This window comes from Spirosoma endbachense, from assembly GCF_010233585.1.
GTDB lineage: Bacteria > Bacteroidota > Bacteroidia > Cytophagales > Spirosomataceae > Spirosoma > Spirosoma endbachense.
Genome location: NZ_CP045997.1, coordinates 4,122,995 through 4,146,579 on the forward strand (window position 1 = coordinate 4,122,995; position 23,585 = coordinate 4,146,579).

At 45.7% G+C, this 23,585-nt stretch carries 18 protein-coding genes; 11 read left to right on the top strand and 7 right to left on the bottom strand.

Annotation, left to right across the window (positions count from 1 at the left end; translation table 11 throughout):
* Positions 1 to 68 precede the first annotated feature (68 nt).
* Entirely contained in the window at positions 69 to 830 is a 762-nt protein-coding gene (locus GJR95_RS16645) for a DUF5958 family protein (RefSeq protein WP_162386941.1), read from the top strand.
* Positions 831 to 966: 136 nt separating this feature from the next.
* Positions 967 to 1,677, top strand: a complete 711-nt coding sequence (locus GJR95_RS16650) for a DUF1028 domain-containing protein (RefSeq protein ID WP_162386942.1) — start codon at positions 967 to 969, stop codon at positions 1,675 to 1,677.
* Between the two features lie 104 nt (positions 1,678 to 1,781).
* Here the strand turns inward: GJR95_RS16650 and GJR95_RS16655 are convergent, their stop codons facing one another.
* On the bottom strand, positions 1,782 to 2,216 hold the full coding sequence (locus GJR95_RS16655; RefSeq protein WP_162386943.1) for a hypothetical protein: 435 nt from the start codon (positions 2,214 to 2,216) through the stop codon (positions 1,782 to 1,784).
* A gap of 428 nt (positions 2,217 to 2,644) precedes the next feature.
* Between GJR95_RS16655 and GJR95_RS16660 the strand changes: the two genes are divergently transcribed.
* The 8 genes from GJR95_RS16660 to GJR95_RS16695 all read left to right on the top strand — a co-directional run bounded on the left by GJR95_RS16660 (position 2,645) and on the right by GJR95_RS16695 (position 16,364).
* Positions 2,645 to 2,983, top strand: coding sequence for a PadR family transcriptional regulator (locus GJR95_RS16660; RefSeq protein WP_162386944.1), 339 nt, complete (start codon positions 2,645 to 2,647; stop codon positions 2,981 to 2,983).
* 20 nt (positions 2,984 to 3,003) lie between these two features.
* Positions 3,004 to 5,760, top strand: coding sequence for an ABC transporter permease (locus tag GJR95_RS16665; protein WP_198424847.1), 2,757 nt, complete (start codon positions 3,004 to 3,006; stop codon positions 5,758 to 5,760).
* A 670-nt stretch (positions 5,761 to 6,430) separates the two neighbouring features.
* Positions 6,431 to 6,988: an RNA polymerase sigma factor gene (locus GJR95_RS16670; protein ID WP_162386945.1), complete on the top strand. Its 558-nt coding sequence runs from the start codon at positions 6,431 to 6,433 to the stop codon at positions 6,986 to 6,988.
* Between the two features lie 10 nt (positions 6,989 to 6,998).
* Positions 6,999 to 8,000, top strand: a complete 1,002-nt coding sequence (locus GJR95_RS16675; protein ID WP_162386946.1) for a FecR family protein — start codon at positions 6,999 to 7,001, stop codon at positions 7,998 to 8,000.
* A gap of 190 nt (positions 8,001 to 8,190) precedes the next feature.
* Positions 8,191 to 11,658, top strand: coding sequence for a TonB-dependent receptor (locus GJR95_RS16680; protein ID WP_162386947.1), 3,468 nt, complete (start codon positions 8,191 to 8,193; stop codon positions 11,656 to 11,658).
* 20 nt (positions 11,659 to 11,678) lie between these two features.
* Positions 11,679 to 13,415, top strand: a complete 1,737-nt coding sequence (locus GJR95_RS16685; protein ID WP_162386948.1) for a RagB/SusD family nutrient uptake outer membrane protein — start codon at positions 11,679 to 11,681, stop codon at positions 13,413 to 13,415.
* Positions 13,416 to 13,912: 497 nt separating this feature from the next.
* Complete coding sequence (locus tag GJR95_RS41845) at positions 13,913 to 14,929, top strand: sulfatase/phosphatase domain-containing protein (RefSeq protein ID WP_394369994.1); 1,017 nt, start codon at positions 13,913 to 13,915, stop codon at positions 14,927 to 14,929.
* Between the two features lie 433 nt (positions 14,930 to 15,362).
* Entirely contained in the window at positions 15,363 to 16,364 is a 1,002-nt protein-coding gene (locus GJR95_RS16695; RefSeq protein WP_162386949.1) for a carboxypeptidase-like regulatory domain-containing protein, read from the top strand.
* A gap of 41 nt (positions 16,365 to 16,405) precedes the next feature.
* Here GJR95_RS16695 and GJR95_RS16700 read toward each other — a convergent pair whose 3' ends face one another.
* From GJR95_RS16700 to GJR95_RS42810, 5 genes are all read right to left on the bottom strand, one after another.
* Complete coding sequence (locus tag GJR95_RS16700) at positions 16,406 to 16,579, bottom strand: hypothetical protein (RefSeq protein WP_162383928.1); 174 nt, start codon at positions 16,577 to 16,579, stop codon at positions 16,406 to 16,408.
* 444 nt (positions 16,580 to 17,023) lie between these two features.
* The gene (locus GJR95_RS16705) at positions 17,024 to 17,593 is read right to left on the bottom strand and encodes a hypothetical protein (RefSeq protein ID WP_162386950.1); all 570 of its coding nucleotides are present in this window, start codon (positions 17,591 to 17,593) and stop codon (positions 17,024 to 17,026) included.
* A 95-nt stretch (positions 17,594 to 17,688) separates the two neighbouring features.
* Positions 17,689 to 18,540, bottom strand: coding sequence for an IS630 family transposase (locus GJR95_RS16710; RefSeq protein WP_162391739.1), 852 nt, complete (start codon positions 18,538 to 18,540; stop codon positions 17,689 to 17,691).
* 15 nt (positions 18,541 to 18,555) lie between these two features.
* Positions 18,556 to 18,753: a helix-turn-helix domain-containing protein gene (locus GJR95_RS16715; protein ID WP_162386951.1), complete on the bottom strand. Its 198-nt coding sequence runs from the start codon at positions 18,751 to 18,753 to the stop codon at positions 18,556 to 18,558.
* Positions 18,754 to 19,177: 424 nt separating this feature from the next.
* Positions 19,178 to 19,612 (bottom strand): fibronectin type III domain-containing protein, encoded by a 435-nt coding sequence (locus tag GJR95_RS42810; protein WP_394369995.1) that lies wholly within the window; start codon positions 19,610 to 19,612, stop codon positions 19,178 to 19,180.
* Positions 19,613 to 20,343: 731 nt separating this feature from the next.
* Between GJR95_RS42810 and GJR95_RS16720 the strand changes: the two genes are divergently transcribed.
* Positions 20,344 to 20,961, top strand: coding sequence for a DUF4468 domain-containing protein (locus GJR95_RS16720; protein WP_162386952.1), 618 nt, complete (start codon positions 20,344 to 20,346; stop codon positions 20,959 to 20,961).
* Between the two features lie 1,172 nt (positions 20,962 to 22,133).
* On the opposite strand, the gene GJR95_RS16730 is transcribed toward GJR95_RS16720, so the two are convergent.
* Complete coding sequence (locus tag GJR95_RS16730) at positions 22,134 to 23,231, bottom strand: sensor histidine kinase (RefSeq protein WP_232541217.1); 1,098 nt, start codon at positions 23,229 to 23,231, stop codon at positions 22,134 to 22,136.
* Positions 23,232 to 23,585 lie beyond the last annotated feature (354 nt).

Consider the following 23,585-nt stretch of genomic DNA (forward strand, 5'->3'; position numbering starts at 1 on the left):
TCACTCAATACTAGGCTTTCACTAGAAGACCTGTATTGACCTGGCGAGTTCACCTAACCCTATCTGGCATGAGCTTAGCGGAAGAAATAACCCTCTACCAATTCGGGCAAGGGCATCGTGCGGATGGTGATCTGCTGGATCAATTTAACCAACTCGATGAGCTCAAAAAAATCCAACGAGTCGTGGAGCTATTTGACCTAGTACAGCAATCAAAGCCTGACGATACCGACCTGGAGCAGGCCCTGGCAACTAGCCGCTTACCAGCTCCCGCTCTTTCCTATTTAGTCTTCAAGGGCCATCGGCTACAGCGAAGTTTACCAATAAGTCTGGCACACGCTGAGCTTGACCGGTCATATCGGTTACTATTACAACTCTTTAAGAAAGTCTATCAACGGCAATTGGAAGCTGAAAAGCAAAATCCAGCCAACTGGATGTTTTGGGACTTGTCAAACCCTGAAGTTGTGGCGAGTATAGGCACTTTACACCAACAGTTAGTCGAAGAGGTCTATGCCTGTGCTGGCTATCGAAGCGAATTTGCCAGCCTCTCCAAGCTGAATTATACCCGAAAAAGTACCTGGCTGACCAATCAGGAAGAACTCACTCCCGAGCCTCAGACCCACTTTTCGTTTCTGACCTATGAAGAGGTAGTAAACCGATCGATTCCTATGATTGGTGAACCGCAACTTCGTGCCATCTCGCTTCTTTGTAATTCGTTAAACAAAGCGTTGGCAAAGCAGTATGGGTTAACGACAGAACAGGTGACACGCTTAATCTGGGATGTGGTGGAAAGGCACATGCGCGAGCAGTACAATACAGGGCTTTTTGACTAAGCCCCTACGTTTTGCCCGAACCGACAGAACAGAATCAATGTACAGCCAGCCAGAGCGGTGATTTCATCAACAAAACGGTCAATGCAACCTATAGTTCCTAACTGGCATCTGTAAGAAAATTACATAAAAAGCCTGAATGAGATTCCTCATCGCCTGTGTTGTTCTTTTTCTCGTGCCCAACTGGTCATGGGCCACCTGGTCGATTATTATCATTGATCCGAAAACAGGAGCAATTGGGATGGCGGGTGCTTCCTGCACCTACAATTGCAGCGGCATTGGTCAACTAATACCGGGCCAGGGAGCAATCATTGTTCAGGCAATGAGCAATGCTGACGCCCGACGAAAAGGCGTCGAAATGATACAGGCGGGACACACGCCCCAAGCTATCATCCAGGCGCTAAGGAGTCCAGTTTTTACCCCTGAAGAGCAACAATACGCGGTTGTTACGCTAAACCACCTAGCGCAACCCAGCACCTATACAGGATCAGCAACGAATTCGTATACGGGAGCGCTTACCATGAAGGGAGTTTCCATCCAGGGAAACACGCTGGCTAGCCAGGACGTATTAGCCGCTGTGATGCAGGCAGTGGTGAAAGGTCAGAACGAAAACCTGCCGATCGAGGAAATTCTGATGCTCGCATTAGAGGCCGGTTCTACGGCAGGTGGTGATCGGCGGTGTGGCGAGCAACGAGCTAGCTGTGCGTTCATTCGTATGGCTAAACCCACGGATAAGCGGGGCCGGCCGACTTTATTTCTGGAGTTTTTTGGCCAGCAGCGAAGTGGCCGGAACGCCGTCCACCTATTAAGGGGAAAGTACGAAAAGTGGAAGGCCAGACACCGGGTTTAACCGAACCCGTTCAAATCCAAATCAGCGGCTACAATCCCCCTTCATGGCTTGAAAACTCCACTGTCCACAGCAATCATACAGCAGAAAATTCATGCTAACAAATCCTATTTTGATGCTTCGTAACTCGCAGATCGGGCATTACCCGTAACCGTCCCTGTAGCAACACGAATCGTTATGGTGCCATTGGTAATGTTGCCACTGGTGCTTCCAGCAGTGAATGTTTCCTGAAAATTAATTGCCTTTTCTGTTCCGGTAAGCTTTACGCTGCTCATCGCAATGACATTCTTCCCTTCGTTTACACCTATATAGACAAGATTTGTATCCATCGGAATGATTTCTATCGTGTTCGTACTGCTGGGTGTTACCGTGGTTGTATTACCAGACACTGTAACCGAACTTATCTGATATACCCCTTTTGCCGCAGTTGCTAATTCAGTCGATGTAGGCCCTATGGTCGAGGCATCATCATTTTTTGAACAACCCCAAATAATCATTAACAGGAAGAATGGTAAAAGTTTATACACAATTTTAGTGTTCACGATTTTAGTCGATTGATTTTGGAATAAAGAATTGCAGATGGGAACTCCAGTGAGTTGCATCTCGATAGGTTAATTCCATTGTCCGGCCAGAGGTAACAAAAAATCGCCATTTATTTGGTAGCCTTTGTGTGCAAACCTAATCACCCGAACTCGCTGCCAGCTGGCTGACCTCCACTACATACAGCGTGTTTTTACCCCACTCAAACCAGTCTCCGGTTCAACTATATACGGTTATTAAGGGGTACCACGCCCTCTACCTCTTTCGCTTTTGCTGTCCACAATAGTACGCTCCCTGTCCGTTTCTGGACAGACATAGTCCGTTTAATTCCAATAAATATGGTCTCACTTAGCCCAATCGACCTATCATCTGGATTGGCACTGGATTTGTTTTGCTTTATTATAACTAAGTGTTCTCGTTAACTTAACCAATGAAAAGAACTTTTCTGGGGGAGTTTGAAGAAGTAGTCCTGCTGGTTTTAGCCGCCTGTGCTGACGATGCCTATGGAGTCGTTATCTGGGAGCAACTTCAGCAGCAGACCGGCCGCAGCATTACCATTAGTGCCGTACACGCCACGCTGTACCGACTCGAAGAAAAGGGCTATTTATCCTCGCAGCTGGGTGGTGCCACCGCCGAACGGGGTGGCAGGCGAAAGCGGTACTTTGCCCTGACTGCTTTGGGCAGTAAAGCCCTACTGGAGATTCAGGCCATGCGTCAACAACTCTGGCAGGCTATTCCGGATGGCAAACTTCAATTGATTGGTCAATAACCCAACTCCTGACGCAACCGATGGCTACTAACCAAGAACAGACTGGACCACCAGATCGCAGAACGTCGGCCCGGCAGCCACCCCGCTGGGCTGATCGACTCCTGGAACGGTTCGTTTCGCCTTATCTGCTGGAAGATGTGCAGGGTGACTTGCAGGAGATTTTTCATAAGCGTGTCGCTCAGGTGGGTATTGCGCAAGCTCGGCGTGAGTATGGCTGGGCCGTCCTGCATTACCTGAACCCCTTCTTTGCAAAACCGCACTACCGCACCAACAATCTACCCAAGTATCCTCAATTCTCATCACTCCATCCGATCATGATTCGTAATTATCTAAAAATCGCCTGGCGGAATCTCGCCAAGAACCGCGTATTTAGCCTGATTAATATTTTCGGACTTGCCATTGGAATGACTACCTGCCTTCTCATTCTTGAGGTGGTGAGTTTCCAGCTTAGTTTCGATACGTTTCATACGAACGCTAACCATATTTATCGGGTCGTAAACGACCGCTATCAACAGGGCAAGCTTATTCAGCATGGCACCATTACTTATTCGGGCGTTGGAAAAGCAATGAAAGATGATTTTCCGGATGAGGTGTTAACCCACTCCAGGGTGGTCAAGTGGGGAGATATGGTACTTGATGTCAATAATACGAAACACAAAGCCAGCAAAATCGCCGTTGATAACTCGTTCCTCTCCATGTTTTCGTTTCCATTATTGGCAGGCGATAAAAAAAGTGTATTGGTAGCCCCCAATACAATCGTACTTACAGAACGGCTGGCAAAAAGGATGTTTGGTATAAAAAACAATGATTACCAATCCATTTTAGGAAAAACTGTCAAAATTGATAATTCGCCCAATCCCTATAAGCTTACCGGTGTCTGTTCGGATATTCCTGAAAATTCGCACTTAGATTTCGATTTTCTGATGTCCTATTCGAGCCTTTACAGCGGTGGGAATTTCAATTACAAAGAAGCTGACTATAATTTCACCGATTCCGATTTCTGGCATTATATACAACTCAAACCCAACATTGACTATCGAGCCGTTCAAGCCAAACTCGACGCGTTTAGTAAACGGCATTTCCAAGGCAACGCCGTATCCGGCAGCGATGAAAAGTTTTATCTGCAACCCCTCAGCGAAGTGCATCTATATTCAGACTTTGAGTATGAAATCGGTAAGGTTGCTAACGGACAAATGGTTTGGGGCTTGTTTGCCATCGCCGTTTTCATGATAGTAATTGCCTGGATTAATTACGTCAATTTGTCTACTGCCAAAGCCGTAGAACGAGCCAAAGAAGTAGGTATACGCAAAGTGGCAGGTTCACAACGTGGCCAACTTATCAGGCAGTTTCTGATTGAATCGTTTGGCCTCAATTTGATTGCTCTGATCCTCACCCTGCTGTTTTTGGCTGTCAGTCAAACGGGTTTTAACAGGCTGACTAACCTGCCCTTATCGCTGGCTAACCTGTTCAATCAAAGTCTGACAATTCCCTATTTTCCGTTCTATTTACTACTTGCGTTCGGATTGGGCGTAGTGCTGTCGGGTTATTACCCAGCTTTTATTTTGTCCTCCTTTCAGCCGCTGGCGGTGCTGAAAGGAAAATTTATGACTACTACCAAAGGGATTACTGTGCGAAAGTCTTTGGTCGTCTTTCAGTTTACGGCCACTATTTTCTTGCTGTTTGCCTCGATCGTGATGTTTCGCCAACTGAAATTCATGAGTGAAAAAGACCTGGGCATTCATTTCAGCCAAATTCTTTCGGTTACGGCTCCTTCCCTGGCGTCCAACGATTCGTCGCGGGTAATCCGGGCCGAAACCTTCAAGCAAAGCCTCAAACAAATCGGTGGGGTGATGGAGGTTGCTTATACCGACCGGGAAATCGGGGGCGATATGGCCCGGACATTTGATGTACAAAACGTAGGGGGCGATAAAAATACCAAACTGACAATGCGGCATTTTGGCGTGAGTCGAGAGTTTTTATCGGTCTACCAGGTAAAACTACTGGCCGGAAGAAATTTTGTTTTCACGGATTACAATTACAAGTTCGATTTGCTTCATAACGTAATTTTAAACCAGAAAGCGATCAAACAACTGGGCTATTCCAAACCTGACGATGCGATTGGGAAACAGCTAAAGCTGTTTGGGCGAAATTGGGACATTGTGGGGGTAGTTGATAATTTTCATCAAAAAGGGCTACGAAGCGCGGTTGATCCGCTGATTCTAATACCCACCTATAGCACTTCTTTTCCGATTTCGGTGAAAGTGGAAACACAAAACCTTGAAGCCACCCTGGCTGCTATTAAGTCAGTTTACAAGTCCTTCTTTCCGCAAGATATATTTGGCTACGCGTTTGTTGATGAACGGTTTAATCAACAATACAATAACGACCAACTTTTAGGCGAAGCCCTTTTGTTATTTTCCGGTTTGCTGATTTTCGTGGCCTGTTTAGGTCTTTTTGGCTTATCTTTTTTCGTGATCAATCAACGGACCAAAGAAATCGGTGTCCGCAAGGTTCTTGGTGCGTCCGTGATGAGTATCACCGCTCTGGTGTCGAAAGATTTTCTCAAACTTGTTGTGATTGCGATGGTTATTGCTACCCCAATCGGGTGGTATACCATGCGCCGTTGGTTGAACGACTTCGCCTACAAAATCGATATCGAATGGTGGATGTTCGGACTGGCAGGCCTGCTGGCGATGGGCATTGCCTTACTAACCGTCAGTTTCCAGAGTATAAAGGCCGCCTTGCTGAATCCGGTCAAGAGTCTACGTACCGAATAGCTATTTATGCATCATCCCTGGAAAGCACCGTATGCCCTGCGGTGCTTTTATTATGGTCTGCCTTGCAGGAGTTTCCTATCAAACGCAGCTTTTTAAAGAATATAGGCATAAATTTCTCAAGGTCAGTAAAGCCAACCGGGTGAGGCTTTTGCTCGGATATGCAAAACGGTTTGAATTTACTTCTTTCACCTTTGAGTAGGATCGCAGGAATTTTATATATATGAAAACAAGCCAACGTATATCTTGTACGTTCGGTATTGACTTCCTGGCAAGTACGCTGCTTGAGCGTTTGTACGCCATAGCTGGCTCAGTATGAATTTGTTCGATCATTGCGCATCACTGGTTGGCCGCCTGAGCGATTAACCAGGTTAGAATCATACCGGTAACTTAAGGTGGTGGTTCAAATTCAGGGGCCACTATACACATAGACTTAACCTATTTTTTACTAATGAGACCATGATTCACTGGGCGGGAATGGAATGCATTTGACCCAAATTGACCATTTCAATACGATTATACAGGCTTTTATCAAGTTATCTTTAAATCAGCCATTTCGAACAATCTGCCTGGACCATCTTTCGTCCTTCAGTGACCGCAAAAAAAATAAAAAAATTCTTTAGGGATTGGCTAGGTTAAGTGAACCTTACACAAAATGAAGAAAATCTTGTAGATGAAGTATCAAAATCTATCTGATGAGTCGCTGGTCGATTTGTTGCAGCAGGATGATCCAACAGCCTTTGAATTAATCTATCAACGGTATTGGAGACAGCTCTATGGATTTGTGTTTCAACAACTAGGCTCAAAAGAGGATTGCGAGGAAATCATACATGATCTGATGCTAAGCCTATGGCAAAATCGAGCCCTGTCCCAGATTCAGAACCTGAAACTCTATTTATTCATTGGGGCTCGAAATCTTGTCAACAAATCTATCAAGTCCCGGATCAACCTCCGTAAATATCTTGAATACAAGTATTTAAACGATGTTTTTGAAACGGTTGGCCCTAATGAATTCTCAAATATCACCGAGTTACATCAGGCAATTGAGAACGCTGTAAAAAAAATGCCAGAGAAGACAGCGACTATCTTTAGGATGAGCAAAATGGACAATATGCCCGTTAAGTACATCGCGTTAAAAATGGAACTGACCGATAAGGCGGTTGAATATCATATTACAAAGTCCCTAAAAATCTTACGTCAACAACTTCAGAATTTTAATTCCGATAATTAATAAAAGGTCCATGACTCAACAAGAATTTGATAAAATTGCCGAAAGCTATTTAGCCGGAAACTGCTCTCCAGATGAGATTTCTCTTTTGCAGGAATGGGCAGATTTGCACTGTACTGCTGACAATCTTACGCTGGCATTTAAGAATGAGACCGACATCCAGCAAACTGAACGTAAACTTTGGGACCGGATTCAGTCGAATACCGTACCCATAAGGAAATTAAACTGGCTCACACGTTCCAGAAACCTTTGGGCAGTAGGCATCGCTGCCAGTTTAATGCTATTCTTTTTCGCTTTCCCTTATCTGTTTCAAAATCAATCAACTGATTCCAAACGTGGTATTGAAACCAAAAATGTAGCGGATTCCAGACAGACCACTGTACTACCCGATGGCAGTATTGTTGTTCTGGGCAAAAATGCCAGTATTACAACGGATGTGAGTTATGGCAAACAAACCCGTACGGTTTATTTGACTGGAGAAGCCTTCTTTGATGTCAAACATAACACTCAGCTTCCGTTTCTGGTGCATGTGGGCGAGCTGGTAACGGAGGTCCTTGGTACCAGTTTTTATATTAAACCCCAATTGGCAGGAAAGACAGTTGAAGTGATTGTAAAAACGGGGAAAGTGTCTGTTTATACAATCAATCGAAAAGATGCTAAAAAATTGAATGGTGTTATAATAACATCGAATCAAAAAGCATTGTACGACGCTCAAAGTAAAACGATTACACCCAATCTGATTGACAATCCCGAGCTAATCAATGCCGCCACCCTACTACCTGTTCTAACATTTAATGAAAAAACGATCGAGACGATACTGCCCTTACTATCAAAGGCATATGGGGTTGAGATTGTCGTAGCTAATCCAAATTTAAAACAGTGTGTATTCACCGGAAATTTAACTGGCTTACCCATGTACGATCAACTTGAACTTATTTGTGGAGCAATTAATGCTCAGCTCGAAGTCAGAGGCACCACCATATTTATCTCCGGGGATGGGTGCTCTACCCAATAGCGAACCCATCTAAAGCCCTACGTTTCTTACTACTATTTAAGTCGACCATGCATATCGTGGCCGGGCAGGCCCCTTGTTGCCTCAACAACAATCTGAATTTTGTCCAATCGTACTTCTTTTCCGTCTAAACCTGAAAGTCAGCCAGCTTATGATCAAAAAGTTATCTTTTCCAACTTTATTTTGGAAAATCATGAAAACATCGTTACAGCAGATAATATGCTGGTTGTTATGCAGTGGATTGGCAATGGCCCATCACGTGTCGGGTCAGGAAATCCTGACTAAACCGATCTCACTTGAGGTTGAGAGCTCAAGCCTAAAAAGCATTCTGTCGCTAATTGAAGATCAGGCGAAAATCCATTTCGTATACAGCACCAGTAACATTGATGTCAATCAGACGGTAAGCCTGAAAGTAACGAATACGAAGCTCGAATCGGTCCTGAATGACCTCTTAAAACCATTGTCGATTAGCTATGGTGTGGTAGGGAATCGGATCATGTTGAAAAGTGACCGAAAAAATACGAAATCATCCAGCCTCTCAGAACCTGACCCTTCCTTAAAAACAACAGGAAGACTAGTGAATGGCACCGTTATGGACGAAAAAAAATCGGGTTTATCGGGAGTCAATGTGTTGCTAAAAGGAACACGGTCGGGTACGACAACGGATAAAAATGGAAAATTTAGCATCAACATCGACAACGATAACAGTGTCCTAGTTTTTTCATTTGTGGGCTATGGGACGCAGGAAGTCCCCGTTGGGAATCGCGACGATATTGAGGTTTTCCTGGCCGAGGATAATAAAAACCTGACTGAAGTGCTGGTCGTTGGGTATGGTACGCAGAAAAAGATCAATCAAACGGGAGCCATTGATGTCATTAAGGGCGACGCGTTGATCAACAGACCGACCACTACTCTGTCGCAGACAATGCAGGGTAAAACATCGGGTGTTAATTTTTCCGCGGGCTCGTATGGATTCGAACCCGGAGCCGCTTTGGGCATTCAGATCCGTGGACAAGGCGCTCCACTTGTGCTGATCGACAATGTAGTAGGTTCACTTAATGGGCTGAATCCAAATGATGTTGAGTCGATTTCTGTATTAAAAGATGCAGCGGCTTCCGCCATTTATGGCGCCCGTGCCCCTTACGGCGTAGTCCTAATCACAACCAAATCGGGGAGTAACAGCAATAAAATAAACATTGAATTTTCGGCCAGTACAACCAGTATTACCCCCTATCGTATGCCGCATTTGGCCGACTCCTATACGACAGCACTGGCTTTAAATGAAGCCGCTGCCAATACGAAAGTACCTGCCATCTATACTAATGCAACGATTGAACGGATTCTGGCCTATCAGAAAGACCCAATAAACACGCCGGAAACGGTCCCGAGTGCAGCCAATGCCGCACTTTGGGCAAACCTGTATGAAAGTAATGCCAATTATGATTGGTTCAATGTGTACTATGGCAAGGGAAATCGTAACCAGCAAAATATTGCACTGAGCGGTGGTTCGAAGACGTTTAACTTTTACTTATCCGCTGGTCGGCAGTATGATGGGGGGGTTCTTCAGGTGGCAACCGACAATTACAAGCGCTATAATACCATTGCCAAATTCGAGGCTAACCTGACAAACTGGCTAAAGCTCTCTTCCAATAGTCGGTATTATACTACGGCACGCCAGGTTCCGGCTTATGACAACCAGGGCAATTACGATTTGTTATTTCATCAGGTTGCCCGAACCTTTCCTTCTCAGTACATGAAATCGCCCAATGGTGTCTATTCGATCCAGTCGAAGATTCCCTGGACGAATAACGCCGGTAATGAGACTACACGGATCAACGATTTTGTTCAACGTTTTGCTCTCGAACTGACTCCCCTCAAAAACTGGACGGTAAACGCTGATTTTACATACCAACTAACAGCCAGTGAGTTCACATCGAACAATTTTACGGTATACGAAGATGCTGTCAATGGGACCCCAATTGTGTCGGGCAGTACCGCACCTGCCTACGTTGCCAAAGCGCAGAATTTGTATCTGTATACTACCTTGAATGCCTTTACGACGTATAAATTCGATATAGCGGATAAACATCATGTGTCTGTTTTGGGGGGCTACCAGCAGGAGAAATCAAAAACTGCCTATTTATATGCCAAACGGAATAATCTGGTATCTTCAGAAGTTCCCTCGATACGGACATCAACCGGGCCGGTTGATGCCATCGATTCACTTGCTCCCTACGGTACACAGGGATTCTTTTCCCGACTTACCTATAATTTTAAAGAACGATACCTGTTCGAGTTTAACTCGCGCTACGACGGTACCTACAAATTTGCTCAGGGCAAACGGTGGGGCTTCTTTCCGTCGCTATCGGCTGGCTGGAATATGTCGGAAGAGCGGTTCTGGTCGCCGATTGCCAATGCGATCAATAACTTTAAAGTACGCGGATCATGGGGACAACTGGGTAACCAGTTAACGGCGGCTGCTTATCAGGATATTCCACTCATTGGAACCAGTAGCAACCTTGCGTATATTATCAATGGAGTCAGGCCAAGTTATACGACTCCGCCCAATCTAATAAACCCCGATATTACCTGGGAAACCGTTACGACCTCCAATCTAGGCATCGACATCGGGCTGCTCAGAAACCGATTACAACTGACCACCGAAGTATATCGTCGGAAAACAACCGATCAGTTAGGCCCTTCACAAGCCTTACCAGCGGTCCTTGGTGCGACAATCCCCCAATCAAATAACATGGAAACAGCCACCAACGGATGGGAATTCAACTTGACCTGGAATGACCGGATCGGCAAAGATTTTAGCTACTCCATAACGGGTATGATGTTCGATTACCTGACAAAAATTACCAAATACAACAACCCGACTAAATTGTTAACGAATCCGTATGCGGGAAAAACACAGGGCGAAATTTGGGGACTCGTTTCAGAAGGACTTATTCGAACGCAGGAACAGGCCGATCTGATTAACAGGAATGGTACGCAGAAGACAATTTCAGGTCAGGTCTGGAACACAGGCGATATGCAATACGGCGACTTGAATGCCGATGGCGTGATTAACTACGGGAATAACACCGTCGATAATCCGGGCGATAGAAAAATAATTGGGAATAATACCCCTCGCTATCAATTTGGACTAACACTTGCCGCCAAATGGAAAGGATTTGATTTTTCGATGTTCTGGCAAGGCAGTGCCAAACGCGACCTCGATTTATCTGGCAATTTCCTTTACGGATTCTCCACCACGGTTCAAGGGTCTATTTTCCCAGATCATCTGGATTATTACCGGGATTCGGATGCTACAAAGTATGCAGGGTTAGGAAAAAATATGGACGCTTATTTCCCTCGCCCTTACCTCAATGCGGATATGAATAACAAAAACCAGCTTATTCAGACTCGCTACCTGCAAAACGGGGCCTATGCACGATTGAAGAACATTCAACTGGGCTATACAGTGCCAGCATCCGTTCTTGAAAAAATTAAACTCCGGCAGGTGTATGTCTATCTATCGGGCGAAAACCTGATCACCCTTACCAAATTACCCCCTCATTTTGACCCCGAAACGGCAAATGTTGGTGTAAGAGGCAACGGTAAATCGTACTTTTCGCAACAAGCTTTGACAATGGGCATCAATCTTAAATTTTAACTCCCTTCGATCCAGGAATTATGAGAAATAAACTTTTTATACTCATCTGTTTAAGTACGATGGTGGTTTCCTGCGAAGTATTGGATCAACCACCTCTGGATAAAATTTCTAATGATCAGTATTGGAAAACACCGAGCGATCTTGAAAACTACATGTATCAGTTTTATCCAAGTTTTCCAACGTACAGAAGTATCTCCAATAACGTTCTGGGTACCATCGGCAGGGACGCCGTTCAGGGTTCGGATCATCAGATTACGCAAACACCAGTCAATGCCCTAAACGGCACTCAAAGCATTGTTCTTTCGGGCGGAAACTGGACTTGGGATAACATTCGTGGGGTCAACATTTTTTTCGAAAATTATACGAAGGTTAATGCCCCAGCCGAAAATATCAGGCAATATGTAGGAGAAGCGCATTTTTTTAAGGCATGGTACTATTTTGAAAAAGTACGGCAATATGGCGACGTACCCAGCTATAGTACGTCTTTACAACTTGACTCAAAAGAGCTGTATAACCCCAGAACACCCAGAACGGGTGTGGTTGACTCGATCCTATGGCACCTGGATCAGGCTGTCGATAAGCTGTTCCCGTTAAGTTCGGTCAGTGGAGGAAACAACCGCCTGAGCAAAGAAGCGGCCTTGTTGTTCAAATCCAGAGTGGCACTCTTTGAAGGCTCCTGGCAGAAATATCATGCCGGAACTGCATTTGGCAGCATCGGGGGCGATCCTAAAAAATACTTCACCCAGGCAGCACAGGCAGCCGCCGAGTTGATGAAACCCGGCAAATATAAAGTTGGGATTACCGGAACTAGTGCCGACGATTATTCCAGGCTTTTTTCTTCGACGAACCTGTCTGGCAATAATGAGATTATACTCTGGGCCAAATTTGATAAAAATCTGAATACCCTTTCACACAATTTCCAGCAGTCCGTGACTGCCTATACCAATCCGATAAGCGTTACGTATGAACTTATTCAGAATTACCTAGGAAAAGACGGTAAGTTCTACGATTACGCGGGATTAGCCAAGGTCAAGAAAGGGTCGGCCTTTCTGGATGAAATCGGCAGCGCTTGTGATCCCAGACTCAAACAGGTTGTATGGGTGCCTGGCCAGACCATGTGGGACAACTCAGCCGGGAAATCGGTATTCTCAAAGCCGTTTTTAGATCTGTCGAACAGCAGTGGCTTTCAGTTGCACAAAGGAGCTGATCCTAAAGACCCAACAGCTGGAGGAGCTCAGGGTTTTAGCACAGCGTGCGAAACAGGGGCTGTAATTTTCAGATATGCAGAAGCCTTATTAAACTATGCCGAAGCCAAAAGTGAACTGGGTGAAGTTGTCGATTACAGCGTTTCGCTCAATTTATTACGCAAGCGTGCCGGAATGCCGGACTTTACGGTTCAATCAGACCCTAATCGGGCTAAATATGCCAATTTTGGGTACAGTCTTACTGACGAACTGTATGAAATCCGCCGGGAGCGTGCTGTCGAACTGGCCTGCGAAGGCTTTCGCTATGACGATTGGCGACGTTGGCGAGCTCATGCCCTGTTTACCGGAAAACGTCCGCTCGGCTTTCCTTTTCTACAGTCCGAATATGCAGCAAACCTAGTTGTACCGACCAATGCTGATGGACTAGTCGATCCATTTAAAACCAATCTGCCCGCTGGCTATAATTTCAATGCAGGCCGGGATTATCTGGAATCTATTCCTACAAATGAACTAACATTGAATCCTAACCTTAAACAAAATCCGGGCTGGTAGTTGCTTCCATCCTAAACCATAGGTTACTCAGTGAGCAATACGATGTGTTTCTAACATACCCTGAAATGGTAGCTAAGCTTGAAAAATTGTGGAGCAACCCAGTCAGGAACTGGAAAAGGACATCACAACTATAAAGGTGTAGGAATTGAACATATGCGATTAAAAATAACCCTTATTGATTGGGCACTATCAACAATCATTATGATTGCCAGACTCATTATTTTCCTGACTTTCATTCCATTTCTATGTTTTGCACAAACAAAGAAAAGGCCTAATATCCTCTTTATCATGGCTGACGATCACACTTCCCAGGCTTAGGGGATTTATGGTGACATTTTAAAAGATTACGTTAAAAATGACCATATTAAATGGCTGGAGGTCAACGGTGTCGTGCTCAATAATGCGTTTTGCACCAACTCGATTTGTGTTCCAAGCCGGGCGTCGATTTTGAGCGGGCAATACAGTCATAAAAACGGGGTCTACGATCTTGAAGGCTCTTGCAATCAGGCGGTTACCAGAAAGCCCTGGTTGGTAAATGGCACCTGGGCAAAGAGCCTTCAGGATTCGACTATTATCTGGACACACCCGGACAAGGACGCTATCGGGATCCAATTTTGATGACCAAAGCGAATTGGAAGGATGACCAGAACAGCGGGGAAGTGTACAAAGGATATTCCACCGATGTAATCACCGATCAATCCATTGAGTGGTTGAAGAGTCGAGATAAGACGAAACCTTTCTATCTTTCTACACACTTTAAAGCAACCCACGAGCCATTTGATTACCCGGAGCGGTATACCAGTTATCTCGAGAACACCGAAGTCCCCTACCCTTCACACTTTGCTGATAAGGGCGCGGCAACAACTGGCCGGACACATAATGGCTGGCCACTAAATTTACTTGGAGAACGCTATGAACAAAGTGTTGGCAAGCAGTATCCCGGAAAGGAATTCACTTTAAAGGGGCTAGATTCTTTGGCGGCCCGGAAGAAGATTTACCAAAAGTTTATCAAGGATTTTTTACGATGTGGTGCCGCTATAGTTGATAACATTGGCCGGTTGATTGACTATCTCAAAAAAACGGGAGAGCTGGAAAACACGATCATTATTTATACGAACGACCAGGGCTACTTTCTGGGAGAACATGGTTTTTTTGACAAACGATTTATTTACGAACCCTCGCTTCGAATCCCTTTTGTCATCAGTTACCCTAAAGAAATAAAAAGCGGGAAGCGACTTGACGATATTATTCTCAATATCGACTTTGCTCCTCTGTTTTTAGATTATGCCGGGATTGATAAGCCAGCCTCCATGCAGGGCAGGAGTTTTCGAAAGAATTTGCACGGAAAAACGCAGGCTGATTGGCGGAAAGACATGTATTACCGCTATTGGGCAAATGAATCGAGTAGGCCAGCTCATTTCGGGATACGAACAAATCGGTATAAGCTGGCTCTATTTTATGGACAATCAAGAACGAAAACCGAACGGGATCAAATGAAATATGCCCCAGGCTAGGAGTTTTACGATTTACAAAAAGATCCGAAAGAAGATCATAATGCGATCAATGACCCTCAGTACAAAACACTAATCATAGCCCTTAAAGAACGTCTTCGTGCACTTAAAAATGCAAGTGGTGACGAAGAGGAGGTCAACGAAACGATCAGGAAAATAATCAGGCAGTACTGGCAATAAAAATAAGGGTTTCTATCGACTTCGCATGGTGGATGTGGGTGGTGGATGTATGGCCTTTTCTAAAAATATAGCCTACTAAGATGATCCAGGTTTGACGGATAGTTGAACTGCTTCAAGTATGGCAATTGAGTTGAAAAATTCATCCTCACGAATCGTTCGTTCATCACACGTTTCACTCAATTGAGCTTCATCTCTTTAGCCTATTGAGCAGGGAGCTGATAGATTTAGTCACATTTCTTAACAGCTCTGCTTGGTGATGAAGACTAAATTTCTTTTGATGAGTATTTTTTTTGTGGCCTTCGGCTGTAAAAAGCCCATATCGACGGATGCGGGACAACCGGCACAATGGGGACAGCAACCTGAACTTCCAGTAGTCAATGGCGAAGCCAGGTTCACCCTCGAGGCCCAGGATTATTTTGTCAATGTGATGGGGAATACACTTCCCAGAATGCCCATTTTTCCTGCTTTACAACCCAAGACCGGCCTTGTGCGGGGGTATGTCGCCGATCTAAGTGGCAAACCGCTTCAGGGAGCTACAATTGGCGTTCGATCAACCGCTACCGGTGGCTATTATTCAGGTGTTTCCGCACAGACAGACGCTAAGGGCTACTATGAGCTGACGGTTCCCTGGGGAGCGGCCGATTTTTATGCGGCTGGCTATACGATTGATTACGGCCAGGGCCGGGTTACGATGAGTCTGTATTCTGCCGATGGTAAACTGGAAAGCTTTCCCTCCAAAGATGGGCTGGTTAAAAACTTCGTTCTGTTATCGTATGGAGTCTTGAATAAAGACCTGGCAGGTCAGAAACCTAACGATCCAACCAATTATGCAGGTGGATCCTTTTATATTACCTACAATGTGGCGGACCCCTCCTCAGTCTATAATCCATCGACCTATATTCCTGACAATGCCGAAATTCAGGTAACTCTTGTTCCGGATGGGGCGGGTTTGTATGGGGAGAAAAAGACGTTTATCATTACCAAGAAAGCCAGTCAACTGAATTATAACTTTCTGGTGATGAATGTGCCGGTAGGCAGCTATACCCTTAAAGCCAACTTAAAGAACGGTCCACAACTTCGTCTGGAAGCAGTTGGTCGCTATGCAAGTGTATCCCCTTATTTTGGCTTAAAACCGATCTCGGCGGTAGGATCGGCCCAGCTTTTGTTTACACCAGACTCACAGTTGAGCAATTCTCTGACGCTACCTAATCGGGGCAATTGGGGCTCTCTTCAAATCAAGGTGGAACTCCCTCAATAAGTGGAAAGCGGGTGGCGTATTGTCATAGAAAAAATAAGCGTTTATGACTGCTTTAGCACCTGTTTCAGAAGTCGCTCTAGCTCGGTTTGCTTTTGCTTAACGACCTGCAACTCATCAGCCTGTTGTTTGTTGGCCTTTTCCAGTTGAATACTGTATAACGTTAATTCCTCAATCTTGGCATGACCTGGGATAGCCGAGTTAGGCGTGGTAACCACATAGTTCGACTGAGCCTATAAGCTGCAAGGGAAAACCAGAAACAGTGAAAAAATAAAGCATAAAGCATAAGCGCATATGTATGGCAGATTAGAATTAACCGTAGCCAGGGTCAAAACTAGCATCCGTTAGCCCAGCTGTCAATTGGATAAATGTATGATACAGGAGGCTAATAGTCCCTGATCAATCCGTTAGGATGTTTTTTCACCAGAGTGGCCATACACGCTCTTCATTAATCGATACTACCCATAGAATACAGGCAAATAATAGATAAACTAGTCTAACGGCGTTAGATAGAAAAACTATGCAACTATTTTTCTTATCCTCCAAATCCAGCGCTCGCTTCTTAATAAACACATTGGGCTACACCTGAAACTCGCGGCCTTTTTGAGGCTAGATTTTCTACGTAGCCTTCAGTGAGTATGATCACCCGATTGATTAACTAATCAGGGTTTAAGTAGCTTCACCTGTTGCCGCTGGGTAGCCGTATTGACCTGCAAGAGCAATAGCCCTTTGCCCGTACCAACTGGCACACTCACCCGTTCCAATGACCCCGCTTCCTCAAGCCGTTGCTGATGCAGCACTTTGCCCTTCAGGTCCACCAGATTCAATTGTACGGCCTGACCTGTTACACCCTGAATTTCTACCTCTACGGACTTACCCTCCACGGGATTACCCAGCACCTTGACCTGCAAACCAGTACTTGTTTCGCCCGTACCTAATCGGGCAGGGCTATTACACATCGCTAACCAGTTGTAGACATAGCTGGCCGTAGAATTGCCCTGTTGGGCAGTCAGGGTAATACCGGGATTGTCGGTGTACACACGCAAACTATACGGTCCAGCGGTGGTGGTGGGAAGCATTACATTAACGACTGAAAATGAGATTGAAGCACTCGTCTGGCCACTATAGGTAGGTAAAAACGTTAACTGGCGCTCACTCGCTGTGATACTCAGACAGCTTACCATTTCTACTTCCTTAATGAAAAACGAACCAGTAGAAGTACAGGCAGCCAAACAGTTATAGGTATAGCTAGTAGATTTGTCACCTTGTCGTGCCTGTGAAACGATGGATGGGTTATCACTGTATATAGAGTTTAAACAAACTTGGTTTAGGCCAGAACAGGACTTAACTCATAAAGGGGATTCAGCAACTGCTCAATCCAACTCTTGGCAAACGAATGACTCTGGCTGAGTTCCTCAAAAATGGCTTTGATTTGTACCTGTAAACTGGTGACCGAATCAATCAAGCCCACTTGTGACAAGCGGTAGCGAATAGATTTCCAGATACGCTCAATGGGATTCAGATTAGGCGAATAGGGAGGCAAGGCCACCAAATAAATACCTAACTGCCAGGCAAAACGCTGGACTTGCTGATCCAGATGAGACCGGGCATTATCCCAAATGAGCACAATCCGATGAGCGGTCGGATTGACGGTACGAACCGATTGAAGCATGGTTTTGATGGTGTCCGCTTTGCCATTGACCATGAATTCAACAATGCTTTGGCCTTGCAGGGCATAGAAGCCAAACGTGGACTGACTCACCCGGTTGGTATTAACCGAGCGATGTTTACCCGGCCATAAACTCCACAATCGAGCGCGATTCTGGTGAAGTTGCGGGGCAAATTCATCGGCAAAGCCAAAGGCCAACTGGCTCAGCGACTCAGCCCGCAAGGTCAGCCCATCCACCGTAGCTCGTAACCGTTGTTGGAGTTGCTCTTGAGCCAGCGGACTTTGGCGGTAATCCCGAGGTTGGGGCTTGTAGTAGTATAAGTTCATGCGTTTGAGGAGTTGGCGAAGGCCTTGGTGGGAGTAGCTGAAGTGGAAGCTATCCTGGACAAGTTGGGCGATGCGGGCCAAGGTCCAGAAGTCTTGTTGGCTCAGTAAGTGGCGCAGGTGCTCTTGTTGGCTGACATCCAGTCGGCACCTAGCTCCGCCTGTCTGTCCTTGGCGATTGGTCAGTCCAGCTTCTTTTTTTTATCGCTCCGGCGACCCGGTCCAGTTGGCTAGCCATTCATACAAAGTGGGTTGGCTGACTCCTGTCAGTTGAGCAGTTTGTTCGACGGATTGCCCTTGATGGATCAGTTTAAGGGCGAGGGCTTTGAAATCGTCGCTGTATTGGCTCCGATTATTCATAAAGGTTTGCAACCGAGCGGGTTCATCGACTTGAGGCATACCATAGTATTTTTAGTAGAATCAAATTAACCAAGTTTCCTTAACATCTATAAATGCAGTACGTAAGGAGGTGGGGATAGCGTAGTAATCAACTCATTGACCACTGAAAAGGAGATAGGTTGGCTACTCTGGCCATTATATTGGGGCGCAAAGCTAACCAGATAATTACTTTTTGCCTCATCCAGTGCCTGGCAGTTAAGAGTGTTAATGATAGTAATGGCAAAGTCGCCTGACAGAATTTGCAGGGCTAATGCGACTGAGCTATCTCCAGTACAATTGCCCACGGTACAGCTAGCTGATAGCGTATAGCTGCCTGGCCTGGGTGGGAAAAGCTATATATATTGCCAGTTGCCAAACCTTCTCCTCCTTGTGGTAGCCAATTAACGGTTCCAGAGCACCCTGAAGCTGTTACAGATATAGGCTGCTAGGTCGTAATTAGTGCGTTAGGCTCTAGCATAGGAGCGCTGGTGCAAGGCGTAACAAAGTGTTGCTGATTAGAAAAAGGAGATCCCATAAACCCGCCATCGATGGCCTGAACACCCCAATAGTAAGTCTGGTTAGGGAGTAAGCCAGTCAAACCATAGCTCGTTGACTGGCTATTACCCAAACGAACTACCCGTCGAAAACCAGTACTTTTATCTGCCAGCGAACTTATTATATTTTGGTCACCCGTAGAGATGTGTACATACAGATTGTATTGTAGGCCATCCTGTAGCGTTAGATTATCAGTGGGTTTGCTCCAGGAGAATGTTACCGTCTTTCCATCTGACGAGAAAGTGTTTGTTAAATTGGTGGACGCTGTAGGGGGCGTATTGCTTGATAGAGTTTGATTATGATAAAGTTTGCCACTGAGCAGCAAATCGAGTCGTCCATCATTGTCATAATCGCCCCAAGCTGCTGAGCTAAAATTTAAAGCAGGTGGGTCAGAAATTAAAGTAGTAGTTTCAACAAATAACTATGACTGTGCAACAGTGAAGCTACAATTGAAAGAATGGAAAAGATGACAAATAGTAGGCACCAAATGTGTTGCCCGAATAGACAACAAAAAGATTGATTCATAGTAGTACGCTATATAAGTGGTAGAGGATCATTCATTAACACTAATCCATTAGATAGCATCAAACTTGATCAATGTGGTGGAACTTTTCTCGTACTAATACAAGTATAAGGTTATTTAATCTTAACATACTTGTTGAATCTCATTTTGGCGAAGTGTTGCTGGAGAAATTAGGCAAGCTTCCTTCCCTTAGCTATTGACCAGGTAGTGATTAAGCGAGCAAAAACAAAAAAAACACCCAATCTCATCAAAATCCGGACGTTCGTAACAATACCCCTGCTTTTTAGGCAGTTTTACCCTAAAGGCTTAGACTCCAGCAACCGGGTGCAATCGCTCGAATAAGTTCTTGCTCAGAAGTTTAGCCCCGTCAGGTATTCATTTTGTCAGCCCTGAACGTATGCCAGGTTTGTCAGCAAGAGGTCTTATGAACAAGACTACATTCAGCCACTAGACTTTGTGGCCTTTCACTAAATTCAGCTTTTCTCTACTAGTCGTTTTGGTAATTTGTCGGGCTGATCCGTCTCGCCTACCTCATGAAAACAGTCTTGATTTTACTCTGTCTACCTATTTATTTTCCTGGCTATAGCCAGTTGAACCCTGGCCCGGTAAAAATGCCGATCGATAGTACATCAGGGCATATTCAGTTTCAGCAAGTCGTCTTTCTGGAACCAGATATGAATACGGAGGCAATCATTTGGAAAGCCAAAGTCTGGGTCGACATAACTTACCCAAGCACAAAGAATCCCATCCAGCAGTATAATTCCAAATCGGGCATCCTCGTTGTAAAAACCCAATTCCCGGTAACCCGAACCAGTTATTACCTGGATCAACCAACAACAGAGACTATAACTGTTTACCACACAGTAACCATTGAAGCCAAGCCAGGGCGATACCGGGTAACACTATCCAACTACGAAATGGGGGTTGATGGACAACGGACAATCCTGGCCGCCAACCGGGGTACAATGGATCGGGAAGAATATATAGCCATGGTGCGTAAGCAAGCCAGAGGTACGAGCACGGAGCAGGCTTTTATAAAATCGGTGGTAAAGAATCCCGATTCGGCCATAACCTCAGAAAGGCTATTTATGGCCGATGTCAAACAGCAGAGCTTAACGCTTCTGAAGATGCTCAAGCGGCATATGCTCTGACCAATCGAGCGTTTTGGGTATGCTACATCCAAACTGTTGGCTCTTACGCACTTTGTGTGGTTCACCACCGATAAAGTACTCGTTGACGCAGTAAGTCGAGGTTGGCTCGCCCGTACATCTGCCGTTTGATCAGTTTAAGTCTGGTTACCTGCCCTTCGGTTTGTCCGCGCCACGGTGGCCTTCGGCGTTCCGATGAAGCCGAAGGCCACCGTGGCGCGGACAAACTGCTGGAGTAACATGGCCTAACAAGTTTGGCAACGGCCTAACCAATCGTTTAATAATTCTGCTTGACGAGCTCGAACCATGGCCGCAAAGTCCTTCACTAAATCAGAGACCTGATCAATAATCGAGTCCTGACAAACATAGCGATCAGCCGCTTTCAGTCAGCCTAGAGTGGGCACATTAAGAAAATTCCGGCCCGATCAGGCCACTTCCCAGGAAATTGCTTCGGCTTTGGTTGGCGCGGAAGGGTTGACCGGACAGGATCCACAGGAATACTTGCGCAGAACTCTGTACATGCTTTCGCCTGTGTATTATTAATTCAATGCGGTTGATCCATTTGAAGTCGAATGGACCAAACAAGGTTGGGCTGGATCGGGGATAAGATAACAACAGCTAGACATAAACAAGCGGGCGCTGAGCTTGAAAGAGCAACAGGCAAAAAACGCGACTGGACACGGGGCGCTTAGTTCGTGGAATGTGACCACCTCGCCACAAAATGTTGGTACTAAAAATCGCAGGGTCTATCGGGGCCAGTACCAGTTACTGTTGTTGACAGCAACATGAGCCCGGCGCAAAAACCCGGCTTCAATTCCCATTTGGGGGTTAATAGCTCGCTTATCATTAATGAGATAATGGAGGGCTTCCGGGCGCTCGTCGGGTGAAGAACAAAGATACTGGCGAAGCTGGTTGGGAAACGAATCGGCTTGCAACGCTTATCTGACCATTCCCAATCAGGCAGGTGGATGGGATATGCGTAAAACGAATTTTTCCGGCCTGAACGTGCGAATTGTTAAAGTGGGCGATTTGTATTTTGATGATAGTCGGTCAACGGCAGGTGAGCAGGCTCCCGATCTTGATCGAGACACCGAACCGGTTCTTTTATCGAATCAGGCAGACAGATTCTTAACGATTGACGGAGATTGGGTTGTTCGATTCGGGAAAACTACGGATCACGCCAGAGTTGCTATCAGGCTCAGAGTCACTACAAACTGCCCATGCTCTTCTTGTATTGTCGGGGCCGGTTGCTTGAGCATCTCATACTTTCTCAGAATATTATCAAGCCCCACCCCATTGGATAAGACCCGGACGGTTTTGCGCTGTATGTTATTACGCACTTGTAATTGGGGGCCGTCAAGGGTCAGGATATCAATCTGAAGGGGCTGGTCGGGAAGCACAATATTATGCTTGACGGCGTTTTCGACCAATAATTGTAACGTTAGGGGAGGTAGTTGGAACCGCTGGTAGTCGCGGTTGATGGTGACCGATAAGTTCAGTCCCGAGCCATGCCGGGTTTTCAACAGGCTGAAATACGAATGAATAAAGTCCAGTTCGGAATCCAGATCGGTCAGATGGTGGTCATTGGAGCGGAGCAGGTAGCGGTAAACCGTACTCAGTTCTTCGAGAAACTTTCGGGCCTGGGGTGGATCGTCTTCGATCAGTGAATCCAATACATTGAGGCTATTAAAGAGGAAATGTGGATTCACCTGCTGCTTAAGCGCATCCAGCTGGCTTTGTAGATTCTCGGCTCGTAACTCCTCTTTTTCTTGTTCCACTCGTTTGAGCTGGCGCTGATAAAGGGATGAATCACGAGCAAAAAACAAGGTTTCATACAGGGCCTGAAAGACGCTAAAGTTGACGGCACCCTTCAATAGGTGAAACCCATAAAAACTCAGGTTAAGGCTCATGCCATTAAGGGTGACGCTGGCCGTATGTGTTGCGGGCTGGTATCCCAGCAGGCTCCCCTGAGCGATCCAATGCCGAAGTGCTCCTACGAGCCAGCTTAGTAGCGTAGTGGCCACACTACCGGCCAAAAAGGTGTAGCCCCACCGTTTTGCCCGCTGCCATTTTTGCGAGTATTGGGCCCGGAAATAAAAAATGATGGCCCTGATCAGCTGCCAGGTAACAGTAAAGTAAACAAAGTTAATGACAATCCAGGTCAGGCTTTCCTTGGTCAGGGGTTTCTGGTGCCAGCCATAGATAAAAAAGTTAAGGAAGACCAACAACGGAATACCAATGAGTCGTACCCATTTATCATTAATTGTTTTCAAGCATAAGTGAATTAAGGGCCCTACGTGTACAAATATAGCCAATCCATGAATTGCATGGAGTAACCAAACCATGCAGGGCGATCCGTCCCATTCACGGGGTGATTAATCGTATCGGTCCAGGGTTGCCCATCAATCAGGCTCGCTGGTCAATGCCGGACATCGTGAACAGTACCGATTTCAAATCAGACCTGTTCCGATCAATCATACAGCGTGGTTTACCCCGCTTAAACCGGTCTCCGTTCAACCGTGGACGGCTTTTCCCTGTTCCCTATTCTTACTGTCCACAAGTGTACGCCAACTGTCCGTTTATGGACAGCCATTACTCAACTATTCAGGACAATTAGGGCCTCATGA